Below are 16,467 nucleotides of genomic sequence, written 5' to 3'. Positions count from 1 at the left end.
GGATTACACTAGATATATAAGATACAGATAGAGCACGGGAGCGCCGAACAGAAGGGAATCCACCCTGTCCAGAATACCGCCGTGACCGGGGATGAGACTGCCCGAATCCTTTACGTTGGCCTTGCGCTTGAACATAGATTCCACAAGGTCGCCGATTATACCCGCAGTCACCACCAGAACGCTGATGACAATTCCGTGGAAGATGCTGAAATCCAGAAGGAGCCAGCTGTATGCAACACCCACTGCAGTTCCGCCGATGTATGCCGCAACTGCGCCCTCAATGCTCTTTTTGGGGCTTATCGCCTCATAGAGCTTGCGGCGGCCGAACCTGCACCCCACAAAATAGGCGCTGGTGTCGCTCATCCAGATGAGCACTATCAGAAAGAAGATATATGCGCCGTGGGCGTCCATCTTCCGCAGAAGAACGATGAAAGAGAACATAAGGGGTGCGTAGAGCACCGTTGTCAGGGTTCCGCCCACACTGTCGAAAGTGTCCTTCAGGGGTTCGTCCTGAAACAGCTTTATGGTCATGGCCAGAAGCACCGTTATAAGCAGTGCGCCGGAGAAGAACCGCACGTCGGCGGTGTATATGCCGTAGGGCAGTCCGATTGCGCCGACATATGCGGGAAGATGCATAACTTTTACGCCGCCGTTCTCCAGAATATCGATGAACTCACGGGCGGAAAGAAGGATTATAACCAGTACCGCAAGAAAAAATACAATATTATCAAAATGATATATAAACGCTATTATCGGCGGGATCGCAACCAGAGATGTAAGTATTCGTTTTTGTCTGTCGCTCACTTGCCCACCTGTTCGTCTGTCATTCCGAAACGTCTGACCCTGCCGGAAAAGTCCGCAATGGCCTTGTCCAGTTCTTCTCTGGAGAAGTCCGGCCAGAGACGCTCTGTGAAATAGAATTCGCTGTAGGCTGCACGCCACAGCATAAAGTTACTGATACGCTGTTCTCCGCTGGTGCGGACAACAAGGTCTATATCCGGAATATCGGCATTGTAGAGACATCCGGCCATAAGCTCCGGAGTTATGTCCTCCGGCTGAATTTTTCCGTCCTTAACCATCTGCGCCATGCATTTTGCGGCATCCACAAGTTCGTTTCGGCCGCCATAGCTCAGGGCGATATTCAGAACCATCCCCTTGTTACCCTTAAGCTCCTCCACAGATCTGTCAACGATTCTGCGGGTGCCTTCGGGCAAAAGCTCCAGCCTGCCGGAAAAGACCAGACGGATATCGTTTGAACGCATCACATCCAGTTCTTTCTCAAGATATTTTTCCAGAAGATCCATAAGGAAACCGACCTCGTCCTTGGGACGAAGCCAGTTTTCCATTGAGAACGTATAGAGTGTGAGATAGGAAACTCCAAGTCCGGCACAATACCTGACTATATCGCTGACGACCTCCGCACCTTTTTTATGTCCGAACACCCTCGGCAGGGCACGGGATTTCGCCCAGCGTCCGTTGCCGTCCATAATTATGGCTAGGTGTCTTGGTATGGTTAGGTCAGACACTAAATCTCCATTATCTCTTTTTCTTTTTCGCCTGTGATAACATCCACTTTTTTAATGAAATCGTCTGTGGCTGTCTGAATCTGTTCGATGAACTTTTTGCCGTCATCCTCAGATATCTCTTTATCCTTTTCCAGTTTTTTGATTCTGTCGTTGGACTCGCGTCTCAGGTTGCGGATGGCTACTTTTGTGTCCTCTGCAACTTTTTTAACGTGTTTTACAAGGTCTTTTCTGCGCTCCTCAGTAAGCTGGGGAACGGGGATACGGATTATTTTACCGTCGTTTGAGGGGTTGAAACCCATGTTTGCGTTCTGGATTGCTTTTTCAATGGGGTTTATCATCGAAGTGTCCCAGGGAGCCACTGTAATGAGTCTGGGCTCGGGTGAGCTGAGTGTGCCCACGCCTGAAAGGGGTGTGGGTGTGCCGTAGTAGTCCACTCTGATGTTGTCGAACATAGAGATGGAAGCTCTTCCGGTACGGATGGTCTTAAGCTCATCTTTATAGTGCTGGATGGTTTTCTCCATCTTGTCTTTCATGTCTTTAACAACTGCTGCGCCCATTAAATTATCCCTCCACTACTGTTCCGATCTTCTCGCCCATGACAACTTTTTTCATGTTGCCTTTGCCGTAGATGTCGAAAACTATTATCGGTATTTTATTGTCCATACACATTGATATGGCTGTTGAATCCATAACCTGAAGTCCTTTGTTGAGAACGTCCAGATAGGATATTTTTTCAAATTTGACTGCGTTCTTGTCTTTTTTGGGGTCTGCGGTGTAAACACCGTCAACCTTTGTAGCCTTCAGAATAACCTGAGCGTTGATCTCGGTTCCTCTGAGGGTTGCGGCTGTGTCCGTTGTGAAATAGGGGTTTCCTGTTCCTGCGGCGAATATCACCACACGGCTTTTTTCGAGATGTCTCATGGCACGGCGGCGGATAAAAGGTTCCGCTATCTGGCGCATCTCGATCGCAGTCTGAACACGGGTGGGCACGCCTATCTTCTCCAGCCCGTCCTGAAGGGCGAGGGAGTTGATTACTGTTGCCAGCATTCCCATATAGTCGGCTGAAACTCTGTCCATGTTGCGGGCTGCACCCTGAATGCCTCTGAAAATGTTGCCGCCGCCGACGACCACGCCCACACGGACGCCCATCTCGACGACTTCTTTGATCTCGTTGACTATGAAGTTTGCGGTGTTGAAGTCTATTCCGTACTCTCCGTCACCCATGAGAGCTTCGCCGCTTAACTTTAAAAGAATCGTATCGTATTTAGCTTGCACGGTTTTCACCTTGTTCTGTATTCTCTAAGTATTACATATAATAACAATTTAATCAATTCCCCTTATCTGATGGGCTTGAAGAACCTCTCAAACCTGTCGTAGGCGGGGTTCAGGAAGCGGAACATGCTTAAAGGGAATTTTGCCCATGCGGAATCATAGGCGGGTGTCTCAAGGGACCAGTAGATGAGCACAGCTTTGCCCTTTATTGCGTCTTCGTCAACAAAGCCCCAGAAACGGCTGTCATAGCTGTTATCCCTGTTGTCGCCCATCATGAAATAGTAGCCTTCGGGCACTGTTATCTGCGTAAAGCTGTCTTTGGGCGATATGTCCGCAGGAAGGGGTATCATCCCGTTCAGCTGCTTGAAAGGCTCGGGCTGAGCCTGACCGTTCACATAGAGCACCTTGTCTTTAAGCTCGATCTTATCGCCGGGGGTTCCTATCACCCTTTTAATGAAATCCTTTGAAGGCTCAAGGGGATATTCGAACACAACCACATCGTTTCTCTCAGGCTCGGAAAAAATATACGCAAGCCTGTTCAGCAGGATGTAGTCCCCTTTCAGAAGGGTTCCCACCATTGATTCGGAGGGTATCTGATATGTCTGGAGCAGAAGCCCTTTTATGAGCATCGCTATGACCACAGCAACCACCAGCGAATCGAAAAAAGTATCCTTTTTGGCCTGCGCCGTTTTTAACTCTTCAGTCTCTTCCGGCTTTTCTTTCGAACCTTTTATGTCTCTCTTACTCATTTGCCGTCACCGAGTTTCAGTACTGCGAGGAAGGCTTCCTGCGGAATCTCCACATTGCCCACGCTCTTCATCCGTTTCTTACCCGCCTTCTGCTTTTCCAGCAGTTTCTTCTTACGGGTAATATCCCCCCCGTAGCATTTCGCAGTAACGTTCTTGCGATACGCCTTAACGGTCGTTCTTGCCAATATTTTGTTGCCTATCGCCGCCTGAATGGCGATGTCGAACATCTGTCTGTGTATTACGTCTTTCAGTTTATCCGCAAGATCACGCCCTTTATAAAACGCATGATCCTTGTGTACGATAATGGACAGGGCATCAACCTTGTCTTTGTTCAGAAGGATGTCGAGCTTAACAAGGTCGCCCCTTGCGTAGCCGTCCATCTCATAATCGAAAGATGCATAGCCTCTGGAGACTGATTTCAGCTTATCGTAGAAATCCATCACCACTTCGCCCAGCGGCAGGGTGTATTCCAGAATAGCCCTTGTCTTGCTGATGAACTTAATGTTCTTCTGCACGCCTCTGCGTGATATCAGAAGCTGAATGACACCGCCGATGTATTCTTCCGGCAGGATCACAGTTGCAGCTATCACAGGTTCCTCGATGAAGTCTATCTCCGAGGGGTCGGGCATTCCGGCGGGGTTGTCTATCTCTATCACCTCGCCGTTTCTTTTGGTTATTCTGTAAACAACCGTGGGAGCGGTGCTCACCAGATCGAGGTCGAACTCACGCTCAAGCCTCTCCTGAATGATCTCCATGTGAAGAAGACCGAGGAAACCGATGCGGAAACCGAAGCCCAGTGCCGCAGAGGACTCGGCTTCATATGTTATTGAGCTGTCGTTGAGGGACAGCTTTTCAAGTGCATCTCTAAGGTCTTCATAGTTCGCCGAATCCACGGGATACATCCCGCAGAAGACAACTGGCTTGACCTTTTTGAACCCGGGGAACGGGGTGCTGGTGGGTTTCTTAGGGTTGGTGACGGTGTCACCTATATCTATCTCACGGATGTCCTTTATGGAAGCGGTCATGAATCCCACTTCGCCGGCTTTCAGAACATCACTTTTCGCAGGTTTCGGGTTAAAATAGCCCACTGCGTCAACGGTGCGCTCCGCCTTGCTGGCCATGAACTGAATCTTGTCCCCTGCCCTCAGTTCGCCGTCAACCATACGCAGAAGGATGACAACGCCGAGGTATGAGTCATACCACGAATCCACGATCATCGCCTTAAGGGGCTTCGCAACATCTCCTGTGGGAGAGGGAATCCTTTTTACAATGGCCTCAAGGATCTCTTTCGTGCCGATATTCTCCTTTGCGCTGGCAAGCACCGCTTCGGAGGCATCTATGCCTATGATATCCTCTATCTCAGCAGTAACCTTTTCAGGGTCTGCGCTGGGAAGGTCTATTTTGTTCAGAACGGGGACGAGGTCGAGTTCCTGATCCACCGCCATGTAAGCGTTCGCAATCGTCTGAGCCTCAACACCCTGTGCGGCATCCACCACGAGCAGTGCGCCCTCGCAGGCGGCAAGGCTTCGCGACACCTCATAGGTGAAGTCAACGTGACCGGGGGTGTCGATAAGATTAAGGATATAAGTGTTGCCGTCGTCGGCCTTATAGGTCAGCCTTATGGTCTGAGCCTTAACCGTGATTCCCCTCTCTCTCTCTATGTCCATACTGTCCAGTATCTGGTCCCGCATCTGACGTTTATCCACAGCGGCTGTAAATTCGATAAGTCTGTCGGCTATGGTGGACTTGCCATGGTCAATGTGTGCTATGATACTGAAGTTTCTGATATTTTCGTTTCCCATGTAACCTCTTGAAGAATAGCGGCGCAGAAGTATCCGCCGTTTGAAAACATACGGGTTAAAAATACCTTAACACCCGCATAAAAGACAAGCAAAAAATACGGATATGTTGAAATGGTGCATTAAATGAGATCCTTCGGCAAAGGCTTCAGGATGACCAACAGTCACGTACCTATTTCACCAGGGAGTTCACTGAGAACAGAGGCTCCATGATAGAGATTACGATGAAACCGACGATGAGACCGATGAACATGATGAACACAGGCTCCACCACGGAGACAAATCTGGCGGTGAACTGTTCGGTCTTTCTGCTGTAATAGACGTTTACACGCTCAAGCAGGTCGGGCAGGTTTCCGCTCTTCTCGCCTGTGGCCGCAGCCGCAACGAAAAGCTCGGTGAAAAGTCCGCTCTGGCTGACGCTCTCTGAAAACTTTCTGCCCGCCGCAACGCTCTCGGCTATGTCCATGATAGCCTGACCGACGTAAACGTTTGCGATACCGGGTGCGGTGTTGCGAAGTGCCTCCACCAGGGGAAGCCCCTCTCTGAGCTGAAAGCTGAGAACGTGGGAGAGTCTTGAGGCCGTGACATCCTTGACAACGTCAAACCTGTAGAGTCTTTGGTCTATGTACATGCGGAATTTGCCTTTGATGGCATAATATCTTGAGAATACGGCAACAGCCGCAAGGATAAGCATGAAAACCACAAGGCCGTAGTGCTGGAGCACGCCGGACATGAACAGCAGAAGTTTTGTTGAAGCGGGAATATCCGCCCCTGCACTTTTAAAGATGCTCTCCAGTTTCGGAACAACGAAAGCAAGCATGAAACCGACAACGCCAAGTCCCATGGTGAGAACCACTGTGGGATATATCATTGCGCCAGTGAGCTTTTCGCCTGCCTTCTTCCTGTCCTCCTCGAAACGGGAGATATCCATAAGCACGGTGGCCAGTCTGCCCACCTTTTCGGAAGTTCTTATAAGGTGGACGTACAGCTCGCCGAAAATCTTTTTATGGGCTTCCATGGCGTCGGAGAATTTCTTACCGCCGGAAACCTTGTCGCACATATCGGAGAGAGCGTCCTTCATCTTTTTGTCGTGAACTGACTGAGCGGTAACCGTCAGAGCTTTGGTAAGCTGAATACCGCTTGAAAGGAGTATCGAAAGCTGAAAGAAAACATCAGCCAGAGGTTTTTTTCTGAAAGAGAACGAGAACTTTGACTGCTTGTCAGCTGCTTCCTTTATTGTGGAAATGAGCAGTCCGTCCGCCATAAGTTTTGACAGAGCGGTATTTTTGCCCGATGCCTCAACACGGCCTTTGACGGTCTTTCCCTTCTTGTCTATTCCCTCGTATGAAAAAACAGGCATTACTTGGCACCTATAACGGCCACTATCTCACCTGCGCAGGTTGCTCCGCTGCCCACAAGCTCATATCCGTGGTAAACGAAAGGTCTGTATCCGCTTTTGAAAGCTTCGGCAGCAATTTCCGATGCATCCGCCTTTGAGTTTATCAGCCTGCGGATACCGTCGGTAACGTTGACCATTTCAAACACACCTATCCTGCCTGTAAAGCCTGTATGCATGCACTCGTCGCATCCCACCGGCTCATAGGTTATCTCGGGCAGGCGGCCTGCCGGCTCAAAGAAGTCGTATACATACTGTTCTGTCTGAACAGGTTTTTTGCAATGGGGGCACAGCTTGCGCACCAGACGCTGACCGATAACTGTAACCAGTGCGGAGGAGAGCAGGAACGGCTCAACGTCCATATCCAGCATCCTTGCAACGGCCGTGGGTGCGTTGTTTGTGTGCAGTGTGGAGAGCACAAGGTGACCTGTCAGTGCGGCCTGAACGGCTGCGGATGCTGTCTCCTTGTCCCTTATCTCACCAATGAGGATAACGTCCGGATCCTGTCTGAGGAAGGCTCTGACTGCTGATGCAAAGGTGATGTCCACGTTACGGTTCACCTGTACCTGAGTGATCTTCTCCATGTGGTATTCCACCGGATCCTCAATGGTCATTATGTTTGTATCGTCGCTTATCATTTCTGAAAGCGCCGAGTACAGTGTCGTGGTCTTACCGGAACCCGTGGGTCCTGTCACCAGAATGATTCCGTTGGGGCGTTTGATGGCCTTTCTGAAATCGGGGAGCATATATTCGGGCATACCCGTCTTTTCGAGGGTTACCATTGTCTTTGATTTTTCCAGAATCCTGAGAACCGCTTTTTCGCCTGTTACCGATGGGACTGTCGAAACCCTTATGTCAACGTCACGGCTTCCTATGCGCAGGTTGATACGTCCGTCCTGAGATTTTCTGGTCTCGGCAACGTCCAGATCTGACATTACCTTGATACGGGCAATGACTGATTCCTGAAGGCTTTTGGGAAATTCCCTGATGGTGGCGAGCTTGCCGTCGATACGGAAACGAACGGCAAATCTGCCTGTGAGTCCTTCGAAGTGGATATCACTTGCGCCGGATTTAACGGCCTTGATTACGGTGCTGTTCACCAGTCTGATGATGGGTGCATCATCGTATGAAGCGGCAAGTATGTCGTCCGCACCTTCGATATCCTGAATATCGCCCTGAAACTCGTCTGAACGTGAGGATTCCAGAGCCTCCAGAACGGCGAAGATACGCTGGTTGTCAGCCTCTTCGACCTCAAGGTTCTCTCCGGTAACAAACAGCAGGTGGCGTGCTTTCGCAAGGCCTGCCGCACCGCTGTAGAGCATAATGGCGCTGTCGCCGATACGCTCCGGAGCAAAATCCGTGCGGTCGGGATATTTCAGATAAAGCTCAACAAGTCTGGCGTAATCCATTATTTGAACTCGTTTCTGATTTTTTCATCTATCTGTTTTTTGAAATCCAGAGACTCCTGATGCTTGTTCTCTGTGAGTCTCTCCGCATCCTCATGAGTGTTTATGATGTTTGCAGAAATAAACACCATCATGTTCGTCTTCTGGAAGTTTGTCGATCTGTTCTTGAAAAGCCAGCCCAGAACGGGAATCTTCGAAAGTCCGGGGATGGCGGAATCTGTTCTGTCGCTGTCGTCCTTAAGCAGACCGGAGATAACGACCATTGAGCCGTCTTTCAGCTTTATTCTGGTCTTTGTCGAACGGGTCAGGGTGATGGGGGATGTGGATGTGGCAGAGCCTTCCGCAACTTTTTTCACTTCCTGCTCGATCTTAAGGGTAACAGATTCGTCAGAGTTTATCTGGGGAACTATTTTCAGTTTAACGCCCACGTCATTATATTCATATGACTGAACTGGGTTGTTGTTGGAGTCGTATTTTGTGCTGGTGAGGAAGGGTCTGTTCTCGCCCACGAAAACCTCAGCCTCTTCGTTGTCCAGTGTGAGTATCTGGGGGTTGGAAAGGATGTTGATCCCGCTTGCTGTTTTAACAAAGTTAACCAGAAGGCCGATACTGGGGAAGTTTACGCCCTCGTAGGAGATTACATCACCGAGGATACCGAGGTTGAAACCATTATCCAGAGCAGTTGAATCGCCGTTTGCGAAGCTGAGCAGCTTGTTGTCGTTAACGAAACCGATGGTTCCCGCTGTGTTGCCGTTGCCCACTGTTCCCTGCCACTCAACACCGAACTTGTTGCCGTTGTCCAGTGTGGTCTCAAGGATGAGCGCCTCAACGTATACCTGACGTCTGGGAACGTCCAGTTTCTTTATAAGTTCGTCAACCTTGCCGTAAAGCTCCTGATCGCCGAAAACGATGATGGAGTTTGTGGCCTTGTCAAAAGATACGGAAGACTTGACCCTTGTTGCTGTCTTGCCGTCCGTTCCCGCCTGAGCGATGGTTCCTGTGAGGGTGTTGAGAACTTTGTCAACGTCCTCTGCGTTAGCGTTTTTAAGATAAAAAACTCTGGGAGCGTTGAAGCTGCCGGGGCTTTTTGTATCAAGCTGGGAAACTATAAGGTTTATTCTCTCAAAGTCGCCGTCCAGTGAAGCGACAAGGATGATGTTCGCATAATCGTCAGCCACGATAACGGGGTCTGTGGCGATAAGGCTTTTCTTCTCCATGTCGGCGAAGAGCTTGGTCATTTTATCCGCAACGTTGCTGGCGGAAGCGTTCTCTATTTTTATGCTTCTGATGGTGAAGTTCTGTGCTCTCTGGTCGAGCTTATCAACGAAGGAACGGATCTTAACTATTCTGGAAACTCTGTCCCTTACAACTATGGCGTTGATACTTTTAATGACTTCCGCATAGCCGCCCTTGGACTTCATTCTGTTCATGGCGTTGACAAGGACTCTGGCATCAAAGTTTTTGGGATGGATGACAGTGGTTATCAGTGCGTTGTCGTCCCCTGTGCCGGATGAATCGTCGGCATCCATAAAGTCAGCCTGCTTGACGATCTCGAAGTATTTACCCCTGTCGATAAGCTCGAATCCGTTTGCACGGAGGGTTGAGCCGAAGATATCCATAATATCGGATGAACGGATCTGTGTTGCCGAGTCTATGCTCACCTTGCCTTTGAGAGCGGTTTTGTCATAGACAAAGTTCTTTTTGGTGAATTCCGAAACGAAGGTGACGAAGTCCGTCAGATCCATATCGCTGAAATTTACGTTAAATCCTGCATGGGCAGCTGTCGAAACTGTAAAAAGCAGGATAATCAATACAAACTTTCTGATCAGGTTCATCCTTTTATCTCCACATAAATTGTCTTTTTCTTTTCAAGTCTTTCCAGATCCAGCGTAAGTGCGCTGAGGTTCTCTGCGTTGGCGAGGGTGTCGAAGAACACCGTGGGGTTCTTAAGTTCCTTGCCGTTCAGACGGACTATGACGTCTCCGGGGAGAAGCCCCATCTGAAGCAGAGCCGAATCCGGCTTCATACGGCTCAGTTTATAGCCTACAAATTTGCCCTCCCTGTCGAAAGGGTTAATGGCAACTGATTTCATGACAGTGTTAATGTTTGAAAGTTTTTCGATTACGGTCTGTCTGGGGATGCTTCTTCTGTCGACACCGTCGGCGGCGGAAGCTGAGGAGGGTGCGTTCTTATCGCCCTGTCCGGCCATAGGGTCTTTTATGTCGAGTTTCAGAGTGGAGCGTTTTCCGTTCTGCTCGATCTCGACCTCAAGTTCCCTGGCAGACACCAGCATAATACCCTCTTTCTCAAATCCCTGTCTGAGAACGATATTATTGCCGTCGGGCTTTTTAAGGATTGCAAACGATTCGCCTGTTCCTTTCAGGATACCCACCAGTTTGATACCGCCGGCATCAGAAGCGGGTACTCCCTGACCTTCGGCTTCAGGGTTATAGGAGGGCTGAAAGCCCACGGCATCCAGAGTACCTTTAACGGATGAGGTTTCAGCGTTGAAAATATTCTTCTCGATGATGAATTCCGTGCTCGGCTCATTGCTGACGTTCAGCTTTGCGCCTCTGTCCCCCGCATTCAGGGAAACGTTGGGTGCGGCCATATACTGCAGAAATCCCGTCACCGCCCAGGCAATAAACACTCCTGCCGCAACAGGATAGGCTATGTAGCTATAATTGATTTTCATTACTACCTTTTTCGCCGTCAATCAAAGACTGCGGACAACTATTGCATTGAGATTATATATACTATGGAGCAAGATTGCAAAGGAAACTCTCTGTGTCCTGTCATATAAAATTCCCATTGCGAGCGAAGGCGCAAAAACAAGAAACCCGTGGGAGCTTCCCCACCCGTACACATGCACCGCAGAGAACAGAACCGAGGTAATAACGTTTGCCGCCGACACTCCGAAAAATTCTGCCTGCATATTTTTTTTCAAACAGTGCTGAACGGTTCCCCTGAAAAAAAACTCCTCGGCAACAGGCGCAAGAATGAAAAGGACGAACAGCATATAATATGACGGCAGTTCGATCCGTCCGTCGGCCAGTCTGAGACCCGTCCAGAAAAAACCGCAGAAAATAAAAAACAAAAACAGATACAGATCTGTCTTTACTAATGGCAGACAACTTCCCGAACCAGACAGATTTGGGAGATTGCTTCGCTCCGCTCGCAAAGACATTTTAGCGTCTTCGCGAGGAGCACCGCGACGCGGCGAACTTCCACATTCAGTTTCAGCCTCAGTGCCTGTGTCTGTCCTATTAATATGCATCATCACAAATCATCTATTGAATATGGGTGGTTTGTCAAATATAATACTGCGGAAGAATGATGAATTTTTATTGAGGTGAAAGAATGAGAAACAGCAAGGGCTTCACTATCATCGAGATACTGGTGGTGCTTGTCATCCTCGGTATTCTGGGAACTCTGCTCGTTCCCAAACTGCTGGACAAACCGGACGAAGCAAGAATGACCAAAGCAAATCTCGACATCAAGGCCATTGAGGCCGCACTGAAGATATACAAGCTCGAAAACAGCATATACCCCACCACAGAACAGGGACTTGAAGCTCTGATTACAGAGACAACGATAGATCCCGTGCCCAACAGCTTCAAAAAGGGCGGATATATGGATGAGATACCCAAGGATCCGTGGGGCGGCGACTATATCTACAGAAGCCCCGGCGACGAGGACAGGGATTATGAGATAATCTCCTACGGAGCCGACAGAAAAGAGGGCGGAGAAGGCGTTAACGCCGATATAAAGAGCTTTAATGACAAACAGAACTGACAACAAAGGCTTCACTCTGGTGGAGCTTCTGGTTGTAATGATAATTATAGGTCTCGGCTTTGTGTCCCTGTCGCCCTCTCTGGCGGATAAAACCGTCAAGGCCGGCGGGGACGAGGCCTTTTTCAACGAAATCGTAGCATCCCAGATGCAGGCGGCAAAGACCCTGAACAGACAGGTCTTTATCAAAGGCACGGTGGGCACGAACTCTATTCTGCTCTACGACGGCAAGACCGTTAAAATCCCTTCAGGCACTGTTGACAGAGCCGAGGTGAACGGCAAACGGACAAACGGCGTGGAGTACTACATCTATTTCTATCCGGACGGAATCTTCGACGATTTTGAACTTGAGCTCAACAACGACAAAAAGATCATCTCCTATCCCATGATAAACACGGTGGTGATGAAATGACGTCGAAAGGTTTCACTCTGATAGAAATTCTTATCGCTCTGGCCATCCTCTCCCTCAGTATGCTCGGCATCTACCGCCTCACCTTCGTTTCCCTGAACGCATCGGAATATTCCGTGCGAAAGGCCGCAGTTAACGAGGCCGGATATCTGCGTGTGCTAGAGGAGCTTAACTATCCCGGCAGAAACTTCAGCGAAGAGAACGAACTGGCGGACGGAACAGAGATCAAATTCAGCTCAGAAAAGGGCACATCTCTATATCCCGGCGTTGACGAGGTAAAGCTCACCGCCGAGGCAAAGGATGCAAAATCGGTGTATTACTATTATGAAGCCCAGTAACAGAGGTTTCACCCTCATAGAGATGCTCATTGCGCTGGCCATATCCTCTGTGGTCGTGCTTGGCGTATACAGCATGTTCAACTCGGTCATAGCCTCGAAGGAGGCGGCGGAAAAGAGCGGCGACAAAAACGTTCTGCTCATGTCCGCCCGCAGGCTTTTCAAGCCGGATCTTCTCCAGCTTTATCAGGAATCCCTTTCGGTGAACAATGCAGGCGAGAACGCAGTGCTCAAGTTCACCTCACTGAACAGCATAAAGCTGAACAGAGCCATGCCCGTTGACATTACATATTTTGTGGACGACGACGGATGGCTGGTGCGCAGGGAACAGCAGACCGACCTGAACTATGACTGGGAGCTGAAACTGCTGCCCGATGTTAAAGAGTTCAAGATTCAGTCCCACAACGGCTACAGGTTCACCGACGACCCCACAAGTACGGACGTTATCATAAAGGTATCTTTCAAATATAAAGAGACCCCCGTTGAATTTGTCGCAGGATGCGGATTCACCGCCAAAGGACTCTCAGAGGCGGCGGCCTCCGGTTCATCCTCTGTGCCGGAAACAGGCAGCTTTAAGCACCCGGCATCATCATTTCACCCCGGCGGACAGGTGACAACCCCCGCACAGGAGGATGAATAATGAGAAACAACAGAGGCTCGGTGCTCATCTTCGTTCTGATTTTCATAGCTTTCGGTGCGGCCACCGCAATCTATATCTATGAAAAGAGCATGGCGGGATTCGAAAACGTCACCGACGATTTCTATATAAATCAGTCCAACGTGTTCGCCATGTCCGCAATAACGGCTGTGGAAGAGATAATGAAGGACGACGACAACTCATACGACTCCAAAGAGGAGACGTGGGCGTCGATACCTATAACAGAAGTGCCCTACGGCACCGTTTCAATATCCGTACGTCCGGTTAACTCAAAAATTCCTCTGAACAACCTTATCGACGGCGAGGGCTACGAAAGTCAGCGTTTTCTGGATGCATGCGAAGAGGCGGTTGAAGAGGAGAGCATCATCGATATAACCTGCGGAGAGATAAAGGACTATATCGACTCCGACGGCGAAACCACACTGGGCGGCAACGAAAACGGCGGATACGAATACACAGGCCTCACCTTCCAGACAAAGAACGCACCTCTGGAAACCTTCGAGGAACTCAGAATACTCACAAAAAATCCGGATGACTTTCTGAAGCTTCAGAAGTATTTTACATCACAGTCCGACACAAACAGCATAAACCTCAATTTCGCTTCCGCAGGAACCATAAAAACACTTCTGCCGGAGCTGAGCGACTATGCAGAGCGGATAACGGAATATACAGCAAAAAATGAGATAAAAGACGTTTCGAACATACAGGCAGAATTCGGCATTCCTCAGGACGTATACCTGCAGGTTCTGCCGTATATTTCAGTAAAAAGCACTTTATTTTATGTTAGGGTTGAAGTAACCTTAAACGATGTACCCCGTTTTTACCATGCTCTTGTGAGCAAAAACGGAGAGAACGTTAAGGTCATACGATTTATGGCAGGTTTAGATGGAGACTACTACTAGCACGATCTTTCTGTCGGGAGGTTCCGATTTCTTCCTGCTTACGGATGCGGCAAAAACACCCGTTGAGCCCCAGTCCGTTCTGGCGATGAAATCCGGATATAATCTCATCATCGACGACTCATCACTGTTTTATACAGGAATGGAGTTCCCGCAGGCGCCGAAAAAAAGGACGGATATGTTCATCCGCAACTACCTGTCCACCCAGTTTCCGGCGGAGCTGACGGCGTATTTCGCATATATGAAAAAGGGCGATAACTTCCTGATAGGGATATTCAAACCCGATCTGATGGAAAACCCCGCTATGAAAACCGTTCTGGATAAGGCAGGGAAAATAACAAGTCCCATGGCAATCCGCTACGGCACAACGGACACATTTGTTCACACCTACGGCGAAACCACCATCCAGTCCGAAGACGGGCTGGTGACCCACATCGAAAAACAGGGGCTTAACTCCCCCAGACCAACTCAGGTTCCCGCATCATCAGCACTCACTGTTCCCTTTGTAAAAGCTCCGGCAATGGCCATGGGCGAATACAAATACGCCGTGATAGCACTCGTTCTGTGCTATGCGCTGTTTGTAACCGGACTCTGGTTCCGCTATGAGTTCCACAACAGCAAAGCGAACAGAGCCGAGGCGATGCTCAACAGAATCTACCAGCAGGCAGGCGTTGCGGACGATGCAGACCCCTTCGGCAAACTGAAGTTCAAGGCCGAAAAAGACGGCGGAGCCAGCTATGCGGTGCTTTCTGTTCTGGAAAAAGTGAGCAGGGCACAGGCTGAAAGAATAACCGCCGCCTCAATTGACATCAAAAACGGAAGCGTGGTCTATGAGGGAACAACCTCCGACTATGCATTCATAGAAGACTTCCGCAAACAGCTAAAAAAGGAGACCGGTAAGGAGATAAACCTTATCGACACCAAAAAGCAGGAAGGCAGCATTACATTCACCCTGAGGTTTCAGCAGTGAACTTAAAAAACATTAATATTAATATCAACATGAACAGGGACAAGGCTGCCCTGATACTGCTGGTCGCCGGAGTATTGTTTCTGGCGTTCTACTGGACTTACGCAGGTTTCAGTTCAGCCACGGTCAATGCCGAAACAAGATATAACGACACCATGGAAAGAACCAGCTCTGCGCTTGATCTTTACCTGAAAACACTCACAACACCCACTCAGGCTCCCAAGGTTGAGGAGGGTCTTCTGACCTTCGTTGAAAAATCAGCGGAGACTCTGGGACTTTCAAACCGTCTGGGCGATATGAAACCCATCAACGTAAAGGGCGGCGAATCCGTCTCTTTCAGGGTGGACAGCCTGACAGGGGACGAGGCAGTCAGCTTTATCCGTATGCTTGAGGGCAGATCGAACATAAAGCTCACCGCTGTCAAGATCAGCAAAAGATTCGACAACGACCAGCGTCTTAACCTTGTGGTAACAGCCGAGAAATCATGAACAGAATACTCATAGCGGTCGGCATATTCATTCTGGTATTCACAACCTCACTCTGGGCGTTCTTCCCGTTCGGTCCCTTTGTCGAGAGCACGGTCTCAAAATCGGCAAAGAACATGGGGATGAAGATAAAATATGACGGTGCGGATTCCGGTATTTTCAGCACAACTCTGAAAGACGTTCAGCTCAACGGCAGAGAGATAGGCGATTTCACCCTCCGCCACACCCCCATGACCATCTTCACCAGAAGCATGAAGGTATCCGTTAAAGGGATATACAATGCAGAGGCGGAGATATCCGAAGACCTTATGGAATTTGACGTCACCACCAGCGGCAGGGCTCTGGACTTTATAAAGGAACCCGTGTCACTCAACGGAAACGTGAGAATTCAGGGAAAAATAGACATCAAAGGCGATTCCTCCCGGATAAAGGCTCAGGCAGACAAAATGCTTCTGGAAACACCTCTGGGTGAAATGACCTTTGAAAACGTTTCAGCAGACATAGAGAGCGCAAAGAGCAGGGTCACCATTAACAGTATAAAGTCTGACGACAGAAACGAACTGAACATGAAGGGCACAATAAGGCTTAAAAGGATTCATATGCCCGATTCGGAAGTGGCTCTGAACGGCTCCATCAAACTGGCAGGACAGAGAAAGAGCCTCTCGATAAACGGCAAAATCGATAACCTGCATCCGGTTCTCAACTGACAGAGTAAATATATCACGCCGTCATCAGATGAGATTGCATCACCTCTGCGAGGTTCGCAATGACGCA

Annotated in this window: 19 protein-coding genes; 8 read left to right on the top strand and 11 right to left on the bottom strand. The window is 49.3% G+C overall.

The features are described from left to right. Window positions 1-3 precede the first annotated feature (3 nt). The 11 genes from C8D98_RS04610 to mrtJ form a co-directional block, all read right to left on the bottom strand. Window positions 4-804 (bottom strand): phosphatidate cytidylyltransferase, encoded by an 801-nt coding sequence (locus C8D98_RS04610; protein ID WP_132872447.1) that lies wholly within the window; start codon window positions 802-804, stop codon window positions 4-6. Beyond that, a complete protein-coding gene (uppS, locus tag C8D98_RS04605; protein WP_132872445.1) occupies window positions 801-1,526 on the bottom strand; it encodes an undecaprenyl pyrophosphate synthase in 726 nt (241 codons plus the stop codon). Before uppS ends, C8D98_RS04610 begins: the two co-directional genes overlap by 4 nt. Beyond that, the gene (gene frr, locus C8D98_RS04600) at window positions 1,526-2,083 is read right to left on the bottom strand and encodes a ribosome recycling factor (protein ID WP_132872443.1); all 558 of its coding nucleotides are present in this window, start codon (window positions 2,081-2,083) and stop codon (window positions 1,526-1,528) included. The genes uppS and frr overlap by 1 nt, the downstream gene beginning before the upstream one ends. Before the next feature lie 4 nt (window positions 2,084-2,087). Next, window positions 2,088-2,801: a UMP kinase gene (gene pyrH / locus C8D98_RS04595; protein WP_132872441.1), complete on the bottom strand. Its 714-nt coding sequence runs from the start codon at window positions 2,799-2,801 to the stop codon at window positions 2,088-2,090. 62 nt (window positions 2,802-2,863) lie between these two features. Next, a complete protein-coding gene (lepB, locus tag C8D98_RS04590) occupies window positions 2,864-3,547 on the bottom strand; it encodes a signal peptidase I (protein WP_132872439.1) in 684 nt (227 codons plus the stop codon). Continuing rightward, complete coding sequence (gene lepA, locus C8D98_RS04585; protein WP_132872437.1) at window positions 3,544-5,349, bottom strand: translation elongation factor 4; 1,806 nt, start codon at window positions 5,347-5,349, stop codon at window positions 3,544-3,546. Before lepA ends, lepB begins: the two co-directional genes overlap by 4 nt. Window positions 5,350-5,518: 169 nt before the next feature. After that, a complete protein-coding gene (locus C8D98_RS04580) occupies window positions 5,519-6,706 on the bottom strand; it encodes a type II secretion system F family protein (protein WP_132872435.1) in 1,188 nt (395 codons plus the stop codon). Continuing rightward, the gene (locus C8D98_RS04575) at window positions 6,706-8,151 is read right to left on the bottom strand and encodes a GspE/PulE family protein (protein WP_243640907.1); all 1,446 of its coding nucleotides are present in this window, start codon (window positions 8,149-8,151) and stop codon (window positions 6,706-6,708) included. Before C8D98_RS04575 ends, C8D98_RS04580 begins: the two co-directional genes overlap by 1 nt. After that, a complete protein-coding gene (gene gspD, locus C8D98_RS04570) occupies window positions 8,151-9,983 on the bottom strand; it encodes a type II secretion system secretin GspD (protein ID WP_132872431.1) in 1,833 nt (610 codons plus the stop codon). The genes C8D98_RS04575 and gspD overlap by 1 nt, the downstream gene beginning before the upstream one ends. Further along, window positions 9,980-10,843, bottom strand: coding sequence for a hypothetical protein (locus tag C8D98_RS04565; RefSeq protein ID WP_132872429.1), 864 nt, complete (start codon window positions 10,841-10,843; stop codon window positions 9,980-9,982). Before C8D98_RS04565 ends, gspD begins: the two co-directional genes overlap by 4 nt. A 21-nt stretch (window positions 10,844-10,864) precedes the next feature. After that, window positions 10,865-11,245: a JDVT-CTERM system glutamic-type intramembrane protease MrtJ gene (gene mrtJ / locus C8D98_RS04560; RefSeq protein WP_165871189.1), complete on the bottom strand. Its 381-nt coding sequence runs from the start codon at window positions 11,243-11,245 to the stop codon at window positions 10,865-10,867. 263 nt (window positions 11,246-11,508) lie between these two features. Between mrtJ and gspG the strand changes: the two genes are divergently transcribed. The 8 genes from gspG to C8D98_RS04520 are packed head-to-tail and all read left to right on the top strand — an operon-like array spanning window position 11,509 to window position 16,400. Next, a complete protein-coding gene (gene gspG / locus C8D98_RS04555) occupies window positions 11,509-11,943 on the top strand; it encodes a type II secretion system major pseudopilin GspG (RefSeq protein ID WP_132872425.1) in 435 nt (144 codons plus the stop codon). Then, window positions 11,927-12,352, top strand: coding sequence for a type II secretion system protein (locus C8D98_RS04550; protein WP_132872423.1), 426 nt, complete (start codon window positions 11,927-11,929; stop codon window positions 12,350-12,352). Before gspG ends, C8D98_RS04550 begins: the two co-directional genes overlap by 17 nt. Further along, a complete protein-coding gene (locus C8D98_RS04545) occupies window positions 12,349-12,687 on the top strand; it encodes a PulJ/GspJ family protein (RefSeq protein ID WP_132872421.1) in 339 nt (112 codons plus the stop codon). Before C8D98_RS04550 ends, C8D98_RS04545 begins: the two co-directional genes overlap by 4 nt. After that, window positions 12,674-13,324 (top strand): PulJ/GspJ family protein, encoded by a 651-nt coding sequence (locus tag C8D98_RS04540; protein WP_165871188.1) that lies wholly within the window; start codon window positions 12,674-12,676, stop codon window positions 13,322-13,324. The genes C8D98_RS04545 and C8D98_RS04540 overlap by 14 nt, the downstream gene beginning before the upstream one ends. After that, window positions 13,324-14,244 (top strand): type II secretion system minor pseudopilin, encoded by a 921-nt coding sequence (locus tag C8D98_RS04535; RefSeq protein ID WP_132872417.1) that lies wholly within the window; start codon window positions 13,324-13,326, stop codon window positions 14,242-14,244. The genes C8D98_RS04540 and C8D98_RS04535 overlap by 1 nt, the downstream gene beginning before the upstream one ends. Beyond that, window positions 14,228-15,211, top strand: coding sequence for a hypothetical protein (locus C8D98_RS04530; protein WP_132872415.1), 984 nt, complete (start codon window positions 14,228-14,230; stop codon window positions 15,209-15,211). The genes C8D98_RS04535 and C8D98_RS04530 overlap by 17 nt, the downstream gene beginning before the upstream one ends. After that, complete coding sequence (locus tag C8D98_RS04525; RefSeq protein WP_165871187.1) at window positions 15,208-15,696, top strand: hypothetical protein; 489 nt, start codon at window positions 15,208-15,210, stop codon at window positions 15,694-15,696. The genes C8D98_RS04530 and C8D98_RS04525 overlap by 4 nt, the downstream gene beginning before the upstream one ends. After that, on the top strand, window positions 15,693-16,400 hold the full coding sequence (locus C8D98_RS04520) for a hypothetical protein (RefSeq protein WP_132872412.1): 708 nt from the start codon (window positions 15,693-15,695) through the stop codon (window positions 16,398-16,400). The genes C8D98_RS04525 and C8D98_RS04520 overlap by 4 nt, the downstream gene beginning before the upstream one ends. Window positions 16,401-16,467: the final 67 nt, after the last annotated feature.

The organism is Seleniivibrio woodruffii, assembly GCF_004339245.1.
Classification (GTDB): Bacteria; Chrysiogenota; Deferribacteres; order Deferribacterales; family Geovibrionaceae; genus Seleniivibrio; species Seleniivibrio woodruffii.
The sequence above is the reverse complement of the archived record's forward strand: the minus strand, read 5'-3'. Positions and strand labels throughout refer to the sequence as shown.

Coding starts and splice junctions, on each gene's coding strand:
- frr (WP_132872443.1), bottom strand. CDS start 2,083: ATGGGCGCAGCAGTTGTTAAAGACATGAAAGACAAGATGGAGAAAACC.
- lepB (WP_132872439.1), bottom strand. CDS start 3,547: ATGAGTAAGAGAGACATAAAAGGTTCGAAAGAAAAGCCGGAAGAGACT.
- lepA (WP_132872437.1), bottom strand. CDS start 5,349: ATGGGAAACGAAAATATCAGAAACTTCAGTATCATAGCACACATTGAC.
- C8D98_RS04580 (WP_132872435.1), bottom strand. CDS start 6,706: ATGCCTGTTTTTTCATACGAGGGAATAGACAAGAAGGGAAAGACCGTC.
- C8D98_RS04575 (WP_243640907.1), bottom strand. CDS start 8,151: ATGGATTACGCCAGACTTGTTGAGCTTTATCTGAAATATCCCGACCGC.
- gspD (WP_132872431.1), bottom strand. CDS start 9,983: ATGAACCTGATCAGAAAGTTTGTATTGATTATCCTGCTTTTTACAGTT.
- C8D98_RS04565 (WP_132872429.1), bottom strand. CDS start 10,843: ATGAAAATCAATTATAGCTACATAGCCTATCCTGTTGCGGCAGGAGTG.
- gspG (WP_132872425.1), top strand. CDS start 11,509: ATGAGAAACAGCAAGGGCTTCACTATCATCGAGATACTGGTGGTGCTT.
- C8D98_RS04550 (WP_132872423.1), top strand. CDS start 11,927: ATGACAAACAGAACTGACAACAAAGGCTTCACTCTGGTGGAGCTTCTG.
- C8D98_RS04545 (WP_132872421.1), top strand. CDS start 12,349: ATGACGTCGAAAGGTTTCACTCTGATAGAAATTCTTATCGCTCTGGCC.
- C8D98_RS04540 (WP_165871188.1), top strand. CDS start 12,674: ATGAAGCCCAGTAACAGAGGTTTCACCCTCATAGAGATGCTCATTGCG.
- C8D98_RS04535 (WP_132872417.1), top strand. CDS start 13,324: ATGAGAAACAACAGAGGCTCGGTGCTCATCTTCGTTCTGATTTTCATA.
- C8D98_RS04530 (WP_132872415.1), top strand. CDS start 14,228: ATGGAGACTACTACTAGCACGATCTTTCTGTCGGGAGGTTCCGATTTC.
- C8D98_RS04520 (WP_132872412.1), top strand. CDS start 15,693: ATGAACAGAATACTCATAGCGGTCGGCATATTCATTCTGGTATTCACA.